Genomic DNA, 14,068 nt, shown 5'->3' with positions numbered 1-14,068 from the left:
TTTACAAACGCCTTTTAGTTGTGATTTTCTTCGTGATGAACCAGTAGCAAACAATCGTTAAGAGCAACTGAAAGCCCACAATCGCCGCCATTGTGAAATTTGAATACGTTTGATCTGGGAATAAAGACTGATAAGGCAGCAAGCGAAACAACGCCCAAAACAGGAAGGTAAACCCGAAGATTTTAGCTAACCGCCGCAACGTAGAACTGCCCCACTCTCTGGGGATACCTGCTGGACTAACTTTGTGTGTCACGCCACTGTACGCCGTGATAATGGCACTCATGACAGGTACGCTGATTAATGTGTTAATTAAGATGCTAAAATAGTCGCCTAACGATTCCCAAACTTCTAAATCAGGTTCACCCAAAATGAAGCGGGTAAACTTGTCGGCACTCTGGAAATCGAAAAGCCCCGTAATAGAATTAACTAATCCCTCATACGGAACCATTTTAGCAACGATCAGCATAACAACAGCGAACAGCACTATCTTGATGAACAAACTAAGGGCATGTTTTGCCATTGGCGATCACCTCAATCGTGCCGTATGCCTGTAGCTTCCTCATGCAAGGAACATCTATTTTTCGGGTTCTCAACAGAGCATTACGCAACATGGCAAAATCAGAATCATGTGGGAGAGTGATACAACCTTCTGATAGTACGCCTGGATGCAAACGGAAATTGCCACGCTTAACGTTCTCAATCCATGTGTAATCGTCGTTCCCCCAATCATCACGCCATAATGCGAACCATTCGGAATGTTTGAATGTTGCGCCACTGGCGAAGTGATTATAAATGTCTCTCACCCCTGCGTTTAGCTGTGACTTGAGTCCACCTTGAGGGCGGTCAACAATCCAGTATTTACCCGCTGGTACTGGCCCCTCTTTGGGGATCATTCCACATGCCCCACGGTTACGGTAAGCACCATTACCAGAGAAAGCTAAAAACGTGCCTACACCAGGAAACGATAAAGGGGAGTAGTACGCATCATTAATTACGAACTTTCCATGTAGAGCCACAGATAACCCTTTTATCTATAATGATTTGTTGGCTTATCGTACTCCTAAGCAATTGGACATAGGAAGGTTTTCTTCCGAGAAGCCTCTGATTTTCAGACAATAGCAGCCATAAAGCCCCGTTAGTGATACAGCAACAAGCGTAGCGACTTCATCAGACTGTTAGAGGGATCACACCTTATCAGAATAACCGTGTACCCTTGCGGGAGCGTGGCTGAAACGCTGATAGAGCCTACATGTCGTTTGTAGGTACTAAACCTGTTTACGTGGCTCATAAGGCCGCACATCGGGCTTGAATGCGTGTGATCAGTCTGGTGTAAGAGACAATATACCTCTTGTTGGTACTTCGTCGTTCAATGGTAGAACGATCACGACAGCTTATGTTAAGTAAATTGTTGAAAGAAAAACGAGTTTTATAGAAGTTTTGCCACAAGGGGAGAGATCTGGAGCGGGCGAAGGGAATCGAACCCTCGTATAGAGCTTGGGAAGCTCTCGTTCTACCATTGAACTACGCCCGCTTCGAGATGCGTAAGGCATTATAAACCTTACGCTCTTATTGACAAGGTGCTTGCTCACTGACTGGCGATTAATTCACCGTCAGCATTTTGGTTTGCTCCCCTGCGGCGGTAAATAACGCAGTGGATCAATCGCTGTTGCGCGGTAGCGAATCTGGAAGTGCAAGCGAACGGAATCCGCATCAGTGCTCCCCATTGTGGCAATTTTCTGCCCGGCTTTTACGCTCTGCCCGTTGTTAACTAACAGCGTGTCGTTGTGGGCATAAGCGGTGATGTAATCCTCATTATGTTTAATCATGATGAGGTTCCCGTAACCGCGTAACTGGTTGCCAACATAGACCACCTTCCCTGCCCCTGCCGCATAAATCGGCGTGCCGCGCGCGGCGGAAATATCAATGCCTTTGTTGCCGCCTTCCGCCGTTGAATAAGGCAAAATGACTTTGCCGCTGGCAGGCCAGCGCCAGCAACGTTGCCCTACCGGAGGCCAGGAAGATTGCGGCACAGAAGAGGATGGTCTGACTGCCGCCGTTTTCGTAGAGGATTTCGCCGTGGTCGCACGCGATGAACCGGAACGCTTCGCCCCGCCGCCCAGTTTCAGTTTTTGCCCGACCTCAATGGTGTAAGGCGGGGAAATACCGTTCAGGCGGGCAAGTTCTTTCACGCTGGTTCCCGTCGTGCGCGAAATGCGGTAGAGCGTATCTCCCCGCTTAACGGTATAGACGGAACCCGAATCAGAAGATTGATTGCTGGAGCAGCCCGCTAAAAGCAAGCCTGCACAAAGCAGCATCACAATACTCAGGCTCTTGTTGTTCAGGCGTCCTGCACTCAAAACTATTCCTCGCAACATTTCAAACGCCTTATCATAGCAGCCAAAAGCCAGATGCCCAATGTATTGCCATCGGTGTCACGATATCTCCTTCTTGCCACCGCTACTTTTGGTAATGCCTTTCCACCCTATATAGACTACGCTAGTTGCCAGAGTATATGGCTTGCAGCAGTATGCGGCTATTTTCATATTCAGGAGTTTTTATGACCGGGGAACATGTCATATTGCTGGATGAGCAGGGTAATCCTGACGGCATACTGGAGAAATATGCGGCTCATACCTCTGATACCCTTTTACATCTCGCCTTCTCATGCTGGTTGTTTAACGCGCAGGGGCAATTGCTGGTCACTCGCCGCTCGCTCAGTAAAAAAGCGTGGCCGGGAGTCTGGACCAACTCAGTATGCGGACACCCACAGCAGGGAGAAAGCACTGAAGCGGCAATTATCCGACGCAGCCGTTTTGAGCTTGGCGTCGAAATTACCAACCTGACGCCCGTCTATCCAGATTTTCGCTATCGGGCAACTGACCCGAATGGCATCGTGGAAAATGAGGTCTGTCCGGTATACGCCGCGCAGGTGACCAGTGCGCTACAGGTAAACCCGGATGAAGTGATGGACTACCAGTGGAGCGGCCTGGAAACCGTACTGCAAGCATTGAGCGCGGCGCCTTGGGCGTTCAGTCCGTGGATGGTATTGCAGGCGTATGACGACAAGGCGCGTGAGTTGTTGCGGGAGTATAACCAGGGTTAATTTACTGGCTTTGTGCCCGGTGGCGCTACGCTTACCGGGCCTACAGAGATGCAAAACGTAGGCCGGATAAGGCGAAGCCGCCATCCGGCATCTCACGTCTTATTTTACCGGACGCATCGCCGGGAACAGAATCACGTCGCGGATGGTGTGGCTGTTGGTGAACAGCATTACCATGCGGTCGATACCAATTCCCAGACCCGCTGTCGGCGGCAGGCCGTGCTCCAGAGCGGTAACGTAGTCTTCGTCGTAGAACATCGCTTCGTCGTCACCGGCTTCTTTCGCGTTAACCTGATCCTGGAAACGCTGCGCCTGATCTTCTGCATCGTTCAGCTCGCTAAAGCCGTTACCGATTTCACGGCCGCCGATGAAGAATTCAAAGCGGTCGGTGATCTCCGGGTTCACGTCGTTACGGCGCGCCAGCGGAGAAACCTCTGCCGGATATTCGGTGATGAAGGTCGGCTGAATCAGGTGCGCTTCCGCCACTTCTTCGAAGATCTCAGTTACGATGCGGCCCAGGCCCCAGCTTTTCTCAACCTTGATGCCGATAGATTCAGCGATCGCTTTGGCGGAGTCGAAGTTATCCAGATCGGCCATATCCGTTTCAGGACGGTATTTCTTGATAGCCTCGCGCATGGTCAGTTTTTCGAACGGCTTGCCGAAGTCGAACACTTCATCGCCGTAAGGCACTTCAGTTTTGCCCAGGATATCCTGCGCCAGCGTACGGAACAGCGATTCGGTCAGTTCGATCAGGTCTTTATAGTCCGCATACGCCATATAGAGTTCCATCATGGTGAACTCTGGGTTATGACGAACGGAGATCCCTTCGTTACGGAAGTTACGGTTGATTTCGAACACACGCTCGAAGCCGCCAACCACCAGACGCTTCAGGTACAGTTCCGGCGCGATACGCAGGTACATGTCCAGATCCAGCGCGTTGTGATGGGTGATAAACGGACGTGCTGCCGCACCGCCAGGAATCACCTGCATCATCGGGGTTTCTACTTCCATAAAGCCGCGGCCCACCATGAACTGACGAATACCCGCCATAATCTGTGAACGGACTTTAAAGGTGTTACGGGATTCATCGTTAGAGATGAGATCCAGGTAACGCTGGCGATAGCGCGCTTCCTGATCCTGCAAGCCGTGGAATTTATCCGGCAGCGGACGCAACGCTTTGGTCAGCAGACGCAGTTCGGTGCAGTGGATGGACAGCTCACCGGTTTTGGTCTTGAACAGCTTCCCTTTCGCGCCGAGGATATCGCCCAGATCCCATTTTTTGAACTGCTCGTTGTAAACGCCTTCCGGCAGATCGTCACGGGCAACGTACAGCTGAATACGGCCGCCGACATCCTGCAACGTAACGAAAGACGCTTTACCCATAATACGACGGGTCATCATACGGCCCGCAACGGACACTTCGATGTTCAGCGCTTCCAGTTCTTCGTTCTCTTTCGCGTCGAAGTCAGCGTGCAGTTGGTCTGAGGTGTGATCGCGACGGAAATCATTCGGGAACGGGATACCCTGCTCGCGCAGGCTAGCCAGCTTCTCGCGGCGCGTTTTCAGTTCGTTGTTAAGATCGGTTACCGCGTCAGCGCCCTGTGCGTGTTGTTCAGACATGTTGGTTCCTCATAACCCTGCTTTCAAACTTGCTTCGATAAATTGATCCAGGCTGCCATCCAGCACCGCCTGCGTGTTGCGGGTCTCAACCCCGGTACGCAAGTCTTTAATGCGGGAGTCATCAAGGACATAAGAACGAATCTGGCTACCCCAGCCGATGTCGGATTTGTTATCTTCCATCGCCTGTTTCTCGGCATTTTTCTTCTGCATCTCCAGTTCATAAAGCTTCGCTTTCATCTGCTTCATGGCCTGGTCTTTGTTTTTGTGCTGGGAACGGTCGTTCTGGCACTGCGTCACAATCCCGGTCGGGATGTGCGTAATACGTACCGCAGATTCTGTACGGTTAACGTGCTGACCGCCCGCGCCGGATGCGCGATAAACGTCGATACGCAGGTCTGCCGGGTTGATTTCGATATCAATATCATCGTCAACTTCCGGGTAGACGAACGCGGAGCTGAACGAGGTATGACGACGACCGCCGGAATCGAACGGGCTCTTACGCACCAGGCGATGAACGCCGGTTTCGGTACGCAGCCAGCCATAGGCGTATTCGCCGGAAATCTTGATGGTGACGGATTTGATCCCCGCGACTTCACCTTCAGACTCTTCAATAATTTCGGTTTTAAAGCCGCGCGCTTCTGCCCAGCGCAGATACATACGCTCCAGCATGCTTGCCCAGTCCTGCGCTTCAGTACCGCCGGAACCTGCCTGAATATCGAGGTAGCAATCCGCGCTGTCATACTCACCGGAGAACATACGACGGAATTCCAGCTGCGCCAGCTTTTCTTCCAGCGTATCGAGTTCAGCTACGGCTTCGTTAAAGGTTTCTTCGTCGTCGGCTTCTACAGCCAGCTCCAGCAGCCCGGAAACATCTTCCAGACCCTGAGTCATTTGGTCGAGGGTGTCGACAATCGCTTCAAGGGAGGAACGCTCTTTGCCCAGCGCCTGCGCGCGTTCGGGTTCGTTCCAGACATCCGGCTGTTCCAGCTCGGCGTTTACTTCTTCCAGACGCTCTTTCTTGGCATCGTAGTCAAAGATACCCCCTAAGAACGTCAGAGCGTTCCGTGAGGTCCTGAATGCGGTTATTTACCGGGTTAATTTCAAACATGGTCTGATTTCTTTTATTGGACTAGTCAAAATGCAGTGATAAGAGCGGAATTCTACCGGATTCGCGCTCTCATTAATATACTGTTGTCAATTTGGCCAGAGGTGATCAATGATCAGCTGTAGGCTACGGTTGCCGCGGAACTCGTTGATATCCAGCTTATAGGCAAGCTGAACTTCGCGTACGCCGTTATCCGGCCAGCAGGCGGTATCAACGTTAAACGCAATGCCGTCCAGCAGCGGGCCGCCGCCAACCGGTTCGACCATCACTTTCAGGTGGCGTTCGCCGACCAGCCGCTGCTGCAACAGGCGAAAACGTCCGTCAAACAGCGGTTCCGGGAACATCTGCCCCCACGGCCCTGCGTCACGCAGCAGTTGCGCCACTTCCATCGTCATCTCAGCCACGCTCAGCGGGCCATCAGAAACCACTTCGCCCTGTAGCAGAGATGGGTCGAGCCATTCGGTCACCAGCTCGCCAAAACGCTGCTGGAAATGTTCAAACTGCGCCTCTTCCAGCGACAATCCTGCCGCCATCGCATGGCCGCCGAATTTGAGCATCATCCCCGGAAACAGCGTATCCAGACGCTCCAGCGCATCGCGCATATGCAGCCCCTGAATGGAACGACCGGAACCTTTCAGCGTACCGTCACCGGCGGGCGCAAAGGCAATCACCGGGCGATGGAAGCGCTCTTTAATGCGCGAAGCCAGAATGCCGACCACGCCCTGATGCCATTCTGGATGGTACATCGCCAGGCCGCCAGGCAGCGTTTCACGGCTGCGTTCCAGTTTCTCGCACAGGGTCAGCGCTTCCGCCTGCATCCCCTGTTCGATCTCTTTACGCGTCTGGTTCAGCGCATCCAGTTCATTCGCCAGCACCCGCGCTTCGCCGATGTTATCACACAGCAGCAACGCCACGCCGACGGACATATCATCCAGCCGCCCTGCGGCATTCAGACGCGGCCCCAGCGCAAAGCCTAAATCGCTGGCCGCCAGCTTCTGCGGATCGCGGTTCGACACCTCAAGCAGCGCCTTAATGCCTGGGCGACATTTCCCGGCGCGGATACGGCTCAACCCCTGCCACGTCAGGATGCGGTTATTGGCGTCCAGCGGCACCACGTCCGCCACCGTGCCTAACGCGACCAGGTCGAGCAGTTCCGCCAGATTCGGCGGCGTAATGCCACGCTCATCAAACCAGCCTTTATCACGCAGGAAAGTGCGCAGCGCCAGCATCAGATAAAACGCCACGCCAACGCCTGCCAGCGACTTCGACGGGAAATCGCAATCTCGCAGATTCGGGTTAATGATGGCTTCTGCGTCAGGTAGCGTATCGCCCGGCAGGTGGTGATCGGTCACCACCACCGGAATCCCCAACGCTCTGGCATGTTCCACACCGGCATGAGAAGAGATACCATTATCCACCGTCACAATCAGCTGCGCGCCGCGAGCATGCGCCTGATCGACCACTTCCGGGCTTAATCCGTAGCCGTCTTCAAAACGGTTTGGCACCAGGTAGCTGATATTGTTACAGCCCAGCGAACGCATACCGAGGACGCTAAGCGCCGTACTGGTGGCGCCATCCGCGTCAAAATCGCCCACGACGACGATGCGAGTCCCCTCGCGAAACGCGTTATAGAGGATCTCAACCGCCTTTTCGACGCCGCTAAGCTGCTGCCACGGCAGCATCCCTTTTACGCTGCGCTCCAGCTCCTGCGCGCTGCGTACGCCCCGGCTGGCGTATAAACGGCGCAGCAGCGGCGGCAGGTCAGCAGGCAGCTCAGCTGTCTCGTCGGCCTCACGCCGACGAAGTTGTATCTGTTGTTTCACGCGAATTATTTACCGCTGGTCTGTTTCTGGTGCGCGTCAAGGAACGCCTTCATCTCTTTCGGCCCCTGATAGCCAGGCACCACATAGCCGTTGCTCAGCACAATCGCTGGCGTGCCGCTCACGCCGAACTGCACGCCCAGCGCATAATGATTGGCGATATCGATATCGCAGGTGGCGGCTTTCACGCCTTTGCCCGCCATCGCGTCATCAAAGGCTTTGTTTCGATCTTTCGCGCACCAGATGGACTTCATATCCTGCTCGGCCTGGCTTTCCAGCCCCTGGCGCGGGAAGGCCAGATAACGCACGGTAATCCCCAGCGCGTTGTAGTCTTTCATCTCTTCATGCAGCTTGTGACAGTAGCCGCAGGTGATGTCGGTAAAGATGGTGATGACGTGTTTTTCCTGCGGCGCTTTGTAAACAATCATCTCTTTTTCCAGCGCATTCAGGTGTTTCATTAGCAACTGATTGGTGACATTTACCGGCGACGCGCCGCTGACGTCATACATCGGCCCCTGAATAATATGCTTGCCATCGTCGGTGACGTACAGCACGCCGCTGTTGGTCAGCACGGTTTTCATGCCTGCAACCGGCGCGGGTTGAATTTCCGTGCTCTGCACGCCCAGCTTAGTCAGCGACTGGTGAATGGCTGCATCGTCCGCATGGACCATTCCCGAAAATGCCGCTGCCAGCAGGGTGAACATCATAAAACGTTTTTTCATAACCTATCCTTTCCTGTCAGCACTCACGCTCGCGGGTGATGCTGTTGATGAAGTTGACGCAAGCGCTCCGTTGCGACATGAGTATAAATTTGTGTGGTCGAGAGATCGCTATGCCCAAGCAGCATCTGTACAACGCGTAAGTCAGCGCCATGATTCAGCAAATGGGTGGCGAAAGCGTGACGCAAAACGTGCGGCGACAGCTTTTCGCTGTCGATTCCCGCCAGCACGGCATAGTGTTTAATGCGGTGCCAGAAGGTCTGACGCGTCATTTGTTGCGCCCGCTGGCTGGGAAATAAAACGTCAATCGACACGCCGTTCAACAGCCACGGGCGCCCGTGCTCCAGATACGTCTCCAGCCAGTACACCGCCTCTTCACCCAACGGCACCAGACGTTCTTTATTGCCTTTACCGATAACCCGCACGACGCCCTGGCGCAGGCTGATATCGCTCATGGTCAGCCCGACCAGCTCAGAAACGCGCAGGCCCGTCGCATACAGCACTTCCAGCATTGCTTTGTCGCGTAATTCCAGCGGTTGGTCAACAACTGGCGACTGTAATAATCTCTCAACTTGTGCTTCGCTGAGATCTTTTGGCAAACGCTGCGGAAGTTTGGGCGACGCGAGCTGCGCGCTCGGATCGTCCTCACGAAATTTTTCACGGTACAGATGCTGAAAGAAGCGCCGCGTGGCGCTCAACAACCGTGCGGAACTGGTGGCTTTATACCCGCCATCCATACGTTCCGCCAGCAGCGTTTGTAAATCATCGCTCTGCACCGTCGCCAGCGTTTTTCCACGATGATGCAACCATTCGACCACCATCGACAAGTCGCGCCGATACGCGCTCAGCGTATTTTCCGCCAGATTACGCTCCAGCCACAGGGCATCGAGAAACTGCTCGATACGCGCCAGATCCTTATCCATCTCGGGCCCCTCTGCGTGTTAAATCAACGCCATTATGCCTGAAGCCGACGCCTTTCTGGTACACTAGCCGCATCGTCATCGCAAGAATCGAGAGCAGTACGTCATGAATATCGGCCTTTTTTATGGTTCCAGCACCTGCTATACCGAAATGGCAGCGGAAAAAATTCGCGACATTATTGGCCCGGAACTGGTCACATTACACAACCTCAAGGATGACTCTCCGACCTTAATGGAGCAGTACGATGTGCTCATTTTAGGCATTCCGACCTGGGATTTTGGTGAAATACAGGAAGACTGGGAAGCCGTCTGGAATCAACTGGACGATCTCAAGCTGGAAGGCAAAATTGTCGCGCTCTACGGCATGGGCGACCAGTTGGGCTACGGCGAGTGGTTCCTGGATGCGCTGGGTATGCTGCATGATAAACTTGTCACCAAAGGCGTTAAATTTGTCGGCTACTGGCCTACCGAAGGCTATGAGTTCACCAGTCCGAAACCGGTCATTGCCGATGGGCAACTTTTTGTCGGCCTGGCGCTGGATGAAACCAACCAGTACGATCTCAGCGATGAGCGCATCCAGGCCTGGTGCGAGCAAATTCTCGGTGAGATGGCAGAGCACTATTCCTGCTGACCGTTTTGCCGGGTAGCGGCGTGAACGCCCTGTCCGGCCTGCATGGCGCACCGAACCGTAGGCCTTAAAGCTGCGCGCCATCAGGCCTTCGTTGGCGTTACCCCTGCGTCACCTGTTGCAACATTAACCGCCGTAAATCCCGCCACTCGGCGTCATCCATGCTGTCTGCCGCCAGCCACAAGTGCTGACGCTTCCCGCTGTCGGCGCGCAAACGCAGCATCATGCCGGTTTTAAGCATCCAGGGCGGGCCCTGAATCGTCCAGTCTTGCCCTTGCCAACGTAAACGCCCATCCATCAGCAATTTAATTTCGCCCTGTCGGGTATTAATCCGCCGCTGACTGCGCACACAGTCGAACACCACCAGCGAAAGCAATATCAGCCAGAGCGGCGTGTAGCTCAATGGCCAGGGCATCAATAAAACCAATGCGGCGACAAGCCCATGAATGAGCAAAGAGAGCCATTGTGCGCGCCAGGAGACGCGTAAATCAGATTGCCACAGGACCACGTTCCCGATTCCGTGTCTGGATGAGTTGCACCATTTGTTCCAGTTCTGCATCCCCCGGTTTACCGTGGTTCATCAACCAGTTAAATAAATCAGGATCGTCGCATTCCAGCAAACGAACAAAGATGCATTTTTCTTCATCGCTTAAGTTATCGTACTCATGTTCGAAAAACGGCATGATGGAAATGTCGAGCTCACGCATACCGCGACGGCATGCCCAATGAATACGTGCTTTGTTATTAATATCCATGTTCTTCTTCCTGTCTCGCGAAAATGAAGTACCCGGCTATTGTAACGTGTTTTTCATGTTCTTTTACGGGAATCTCCATAAACGGAAGCATGATCGGCAAATAAAACCACATTAAGTCAAAGGGTTCATCGATTTTGCATCGCGCCTCGCAAAGCGGGCGATAAGGCACAAATGGGATGTTTAAACCGCTTGCAATGGGCTATAGCTCTTTTACCATTAGTCACTATTACTGCGTTAAGCAAATCAGGACATTATTATGGCTTTTACACCTTTTCCTCCTCGTCAACCGTCCGCGTCAGCCCGTTTGCCTCTGACGCTGATCACTCTCGATGACTGGGCGCTGGCCTCGATCACCGGCGCCGACAGCGAGAAGTATATGCAAGGTCAGGTTACTGCGGACGTCAACCAGCTTACCGAACAGCAACACTTACTGGTCGCCCATTGCGATGCAAAAGGGAAGATGTGGAGCAACCTGCGTCTGTTCCGCGACGGCGACGGTTTTGCCTGGATTGAACGCCGCAGTCTGCGCGAGGCCCAACTGACCGAGCTGAAAAAATACGCCGTGTTCTCTAAAGTCGCGATCGTGCCTGACGATGAGCGTGTTCTGCTCGGTATCGCTGGTTTTCAGGCTCGCGCAGCGCTGGCGAATATCTTTAGCGAGTTACCGAACAGCGAAAAACAGGTCGTGAGCGAAGGGGCGTCCACCCTGCTTTGGTTTGAACATCCGGCGGAACGTTTTCTGCTGATTACGGATGTCGCCACGGCTGAATCCCTGACTGAAAAACTGCGTGGCGAAGCGGCGCTGAACAACAGCCAGCAGTGGCTGGCGCTGGATATTGAAGCGGGCATTCCGGTCATTGACTCCGCGAACAGCGGGCAATTTATACCGCAGGCAACCAACCTACAGGCGCTGGGCGGCATCAGCTTTAAGAAAGGCTGCTACAGCGGGCAGGAGATGGTCGCCCGGGCAAAATTCCGCGGTGCGAACAAACGCGCGCTCTGGTCTCTGGCAGGTAAAGCCAGCCGCGTACCGGAAGCCGGAGAAGATCTGGAGTTGCAGATGGGTGAGAACTGGCGTCGTACCGGCACCGTTCTTGCGGCAGTGCAACTGGATGACGGCCAGGTTCTGGTGCAGGTGGTCATGAACAACGATATGGAAGCTGACAGCGTATTTCGCGTACGCGATGATGCGAATACCCTGCACATCGTACCGCTGCCCTATTCGCTGGAAGAGTAAAAAAATACGCCTGATGGCGCGCAGCTTTAAGGCCTACGGTTCAGTGCGCCATGTAGGCCGGATAAGGTATTAGCCGCCATCCGGCAGTTGGGTTTCAGGCCCCATCCCTCGTAGGCCGGATAAGGCGTAGCCGCTATCCGGCAACAGTGTGTCAGACCTGCCCTACGTACAGATAGATCGCCAGAAAGTGGCACACGCTGCCGCCCAGCACGAACCCGTGCCAGATTGCATGGTTATAGGGAATGCGTTTGCAGACGTAGAAAATCACGCCTAGCGAATAGACCACGCCGCCGACCGCCAGCAGCGTCACGCCTCCCGCCGCCAGTTTGATCGCCAGTTGATAAACTACAATCAGCGACAGCCACCCCATCGTTAAATACGTTACCAGCGAGAGAACCTTAAACCGGTGGGCAATAGTCAGCTTGAATAAAATACCGAGCAGCGCCAGGCTCCAGATGACAATCATCAGCCCACGCGCCAGCGGCGAATCCAGCCCCACCAGCAAAAACGGCGTATAGGTTCCGGCAATCAGCAGATAGATAGCGCAGTGGTCGAATTTTTTCAGCCAGATCTTCGCCCGCTGATGCGGAATCGCGTGGTAGAGGGTTGAAGCAAGAAACAGCAGGATCATGCTGCCGCCGTACAGGCTGTAGCTGGTAATGGCCGTTGCACTGGCATTCGCGTCTACCGCCTGAACCAGTAACAGCACCAGACCGACAATACCAAACACCAACCCAATACCGTGGCTGATGCTATTGGCAATTTCCTCTGCCAGCGAATATCCCTGTGCGATTAATGGTTTCTGCACCATAGCTTACTCCAAAGAACGTTCACAATCGTGATAGCGTACCTAGCGTAACTGAGAATGGTTCCAGTGAACACCTGTTAGCTAAAATAAATATCAACTTAATATTAATCCTTGTAAATCATGATGTTGAAACTTATTTTTCAACTAACAGTTGTTCATTAAAATCAAAGGCATTTAAAATCAATCACATAAAATTGCGTCTGATCCGGGTAAATCCCGGCAATCACATGTTTAAGTTCTTCAAGCGTCATGTTTTCCTGCCGGGCATGTTTTTCCGTCAGCGTCTCCAGCGTGACGGTTGAAGTGCCAACAACCTCAATTGTGCAGAAGTAACCCTCATCTTCGAAGCGTCCAACCCGTAGAATATCCCCGGCTTTGAAGTGTGATTCGGACTCGTCACGAATGGTGATAGTTTTGCGTCCGGCCAGAATGTCATCCTGGAAACGCTGAAAAAAAGTGATGTCATTTGGCTGCATGTTATTATTCCCTGTAGATGAAGTCTGATGAGTGAGTTTTGCCATTGTGAGTATGTTCTCCCACGCTGCCATCGCCAGTCTCAACAATCTTGAGATGCTGGTCTACAACTATGTCATCAAAAACCGTGACAAAGTCATGTACATGACCATTCGCGAACTGGCTGATGCCGTGGGCGTTTCCACCACCACCGTACTGCGCTTTTGTCGCAAACTTCACTGTGACGGCTACTCTGAATTCCGCGTGCGCTTTAAATTATATTTAGAGCAGGATGAGCCGCAACAGGCTAATTTTGGCGCCAGCGAAATTATCAGTTTCTTTAAAAGCGTCAATAACGATGAGTTTGATAAATTACTCGATCAGGCTGTCGATATCATTTTATCTTCCGAACGTATTATATTTGTCGGCGCAGGAACTTCCGGCGCGCTGGCAAAATATGGCGCACGTTTTTTCTCTAACGTCGGGAAATTCAGTAATCATATTGATGATCCTTATTTTCCGGTCACCAACGATATGGCAAAAAACGCGCTGGCGATTGTGCTTTCAGTATCGGGAGAGACTACGGAGATCCTGCGCTTTGCCAGCCAGTTCAGCCTGCACAACTGCAAAGTGCTGTCGATTACCAGCCATGAACATTCGGCGCTGGCAAAGCTGGCCGATTTTAATCTCTCCTGGCATGTACCACAAACCCGTATTGCTGGCGTTTATGATATTACAACGCAGATCCCCGTTATCTATATTCTTGAATCATTAGGCCGTAAGCTGGCGAAAAAATTAGCGTAAAAAAACAAATTGTTTTTTGGGCGTAACAAATTACACCAGCGCTATTTTGTTATATCGTGACTTTTTGCCTTCCTTTGTTAGACTCAAAATCAGATTGTA

16 protein-coding genes and 1 tRNA gene are annotated in these 14,068 nt (G+C 52.8%); 4 read left to right on the top strand and 13 right to left on the bottom strand.

Annotated features, from left to right (window positions below; genetic code table 11):
* Position 1: 1 nt before the first annotated feature.
* The 4 genes from FD428_RS04050 to actS form a co-directional block, all read right to left on the bottom strand.
* Positions 2–520 (bottom strand): hypothetical protein, encoded by a 519-nt coding sequence (locus FD428_RS04050; protein WP_114848302.1) that lies wholly within the window; start codon positions 518–520, stop codon positions 2–4.
* A complete protein-coding gene (locus FD428_RS04045; RefSeq protein ID WP_110493853.1) occupies positions 501–1,016 on the bottom strand; it encodes a DUF2778 domain-containing protein in 516 nt (171 codons plus the stop codon). Before FD428_RS04045 ends, FD428_RS04050 begins: the two co-directional genes overlap by 20 nt.
* A 441-nt stretch (positions 1,017–1,457) precedes the next feature.
* Positions 1,458–1,531, bottom strand: a tRNA-Gly gene (locus tag FD428_RS04040).
* Positions 1,532–1,610: 79 nt separating this feature from the next.
* Positions 1,611–2,357 carry an amidase activator ActS gene (gene actS, locus FD428_RS04035; RefSeq protein WP_058668057.1) on the bottom strand — a complete coding sequence of 249 codons (747 nt, stop codon included), beginning with the start codon at positions 2,355–2,357 and terminating at the stop codon, positions 1,611–1,613.
* A 200-nt stretch (positions 2,358–2,557) separates the two neighbouring features.
* Between actS and idi the strand changes: the two genes are divergently transcribed.
* A complete protein-coding gene (idi, locus tag FD428_RS04030) occupies positions 2,558–3,103 on the top strand; it encodes an isopentenyl-diphosphate Delta-isomerase (protein ID WP_114848303.1) in 546 nt (181 codons plus the stop codon).
* A gap of 99 nt (positions 3,104–3,202) precedes the next feature.
* Here idi and lysS read toward each other — a convergent pair whose 3' ends face one another.
* The 5 genes from lysS to xerD form a co-directional block, all read right to left on the bottom strand.
* The gene (lysS, locus tag FD428_RS04020) at positions 3,203–4,720 is read right to left on the bottom strand and encodes a lysine--tRNA ligase (RefSeq protein ID WP_012134993.1); all 1,518 of its coding nucleotides are present in this window, start codon (positions 4,718–4,720) and stop codon (positions 3,203–3,205) included.
* Between the two features lie 9 nt (positions 4,721–4,729).
* A protein-coding gene (prfB, locus tag FD428_RS04015; protein ID WP_096753903.1) for a peptide chain release factor 2 occupies positions 4,730–5,828 on the bottom strand; the annotation gives its coding sequence in 2 pieces (ribosomal slippage) (positions 4,730–5,752 and positions 5,754–5,828; 1,098 coding nt in all).
* An 86-nt stretch (positions 5,829–5,914) separates the two neighbouring features.
* Positions 5,915–7,648: a single-stranded-DNA-specific exonuclease RecJ gene (gene recJ / locus FD428_RS04010; protein ID WP_114848304.1), complete on the bottom strand. Its 1,734-nt coding sequence runs from the start codon at positions 7,646–7,648 to the stop codon at positions 5,915–5,917.
* Positions 7,649–7,653: 5 nt separating this feature from the next.
* Positions 7,654–8,367, bottom strand: a complete 714-nt coding sequence (gene dsbC / locus FD428_RS04005) for a bifunctional protein-disulfide isomerase/oxidoreductase DsbC (protein ID WP_114848305.1) — start codon at positions 8,365–8,367, stop codon at positions 7,654–7,656.
* 23 nt (positions 8,368–8,390) lie between these two features.
* Positions 8,391–9,287: a site-specific tyrosine recombinase XerD gene (gene xerD / locus FD428_RS04000; RefSeq protein ID WP_012134998.1), complete on the bottom strand. Its 897-nt coding sequence runs from the start codon at positions 9,285–9,287 to the stop codon at positions 8,391–8,393.
* A gap of 103 nt (positions 9,288–9,390) precedes the next feature.
* Between xerD and fldB the strand changes: the two genes are divergently transcribed.
* A complete protein-coding gene (fldB, locus tag FD428_RS03995; RefSeq protein WP_012134999.1) occupies positions 9,391–9,915 on the top strand; it encodes a flavodoxin FldB in 525 nt (174 codons plus the stop codon).
* A gap of 97 nt (positions 9,916–10,012) precedes the next feature.
* Here fldB and FD428_RS03990 read toward each other — a convergent pair whose 3' ends face one another.
* Complete coding sequence (locus tag FD428_RS03990) at positions 10,013–10,420, bottom strand: protein YgfX (protein ID WP_114848306.1); 408 nt, start codon at positions 10,418–10,420, stop codon at positions 10,013–10,015.
* Positions 10,401–10,667 carry an FAD assembly factor SdhE gene (gene sdhE, locus FD428_RS03985; RefSeq protein WP_112001575.1) on the bottom strand — a complete coding sequence of 89 codons (267 nt, stop codon included), beginning with the start codon at positions 10,665–10,667 and terminating at the stop codon, positions 10,401–10,403. Before sdhE ends, FD428_RS03990 begins: the two co-directional genes overlap by 20 nt.
* Positions 10,668–10,923: 256 nt before the next feature.
* Here sdhE and ygfZ point away from each other — a divergent pair, with 256 nt between their 5' ends.
* Positions 10,924–11,904, top strand: coding sequence for a tRNA-modifying protein YgfZ (gene ygfZ, locus FD428_RS03980; RefSeq protein WP_058668058.1), 981 nt, complete (start codon positions 10,924–10,926; stop codon positions 11,902–11,904).
* A gap of 151 nt (positions 11,905–12,055) precedes the next feature.
* Here the strand turns inward: ygfZ and FD428_RS03975 are convergent, their stop codons facing one another.
* Both FD428_RS03975 and yqfB read right to left on the bottom strand, forming a co-directional pair.
* Positions 12,056–12,715 carry a hemolysin III family protein gene (locus tag FD428_RS03975; RefSeq protein ID WP_012135004.1) on the bottom strand — a complete coding sequence of 220 codons (660 nt, stop codon included), beginning with the start codon at positions 12,713–12,715 and terminating at the stop codon, positions 12,056–12,058.
* Between the two features lie 161 nt (positions 12,716–12,876).
* Entirely contained in the window at positions 12,877–13,188 is a 312-nt protein-coding gene (gene yqfB / locus FD428_RS03970; RefSeq protein WP_114848307.1) for a N(4)-acetylcytidine aminohydrolase, read from the bottom strand.
* A gap of 52 nt (positions 13,189–13,240) precedes the next feature.
* On the opposite strand from yqfB, the gene FD428_RS03965 reads away from it, so the two are divergent.
* Positions 13,241–13,969: a MurR/RpiR family transcriptional regulator gene (locus FD428_RS03965; RefSeq protein ID WP_114848308.1), complete on the top strand. Its 729-nt coding sequence runs from the start codon at positions 13,241–13,243 to the stop codon at positions 13,967–13,969.
* Positions 13,970–14,068 lie beyond the last annotated feature (99 nt).

The sequence above is a fragment of the Citrobacter sp. TBCP-5362 genome (assembly GCF_005406305.1).
GTDB classification, from domain to species: domain Bacteria; phylum Pseudomonadota; class Gammaproteobacteria; order Enterobacterales; family Enterobacteriaceae; genus Citrobacter_B; species Citrobacter_B koseri.
Note: the sequence above shows the minus strand (reverse complement) of the source record. Positions and strands in the feature narration are given on the sequence as shown.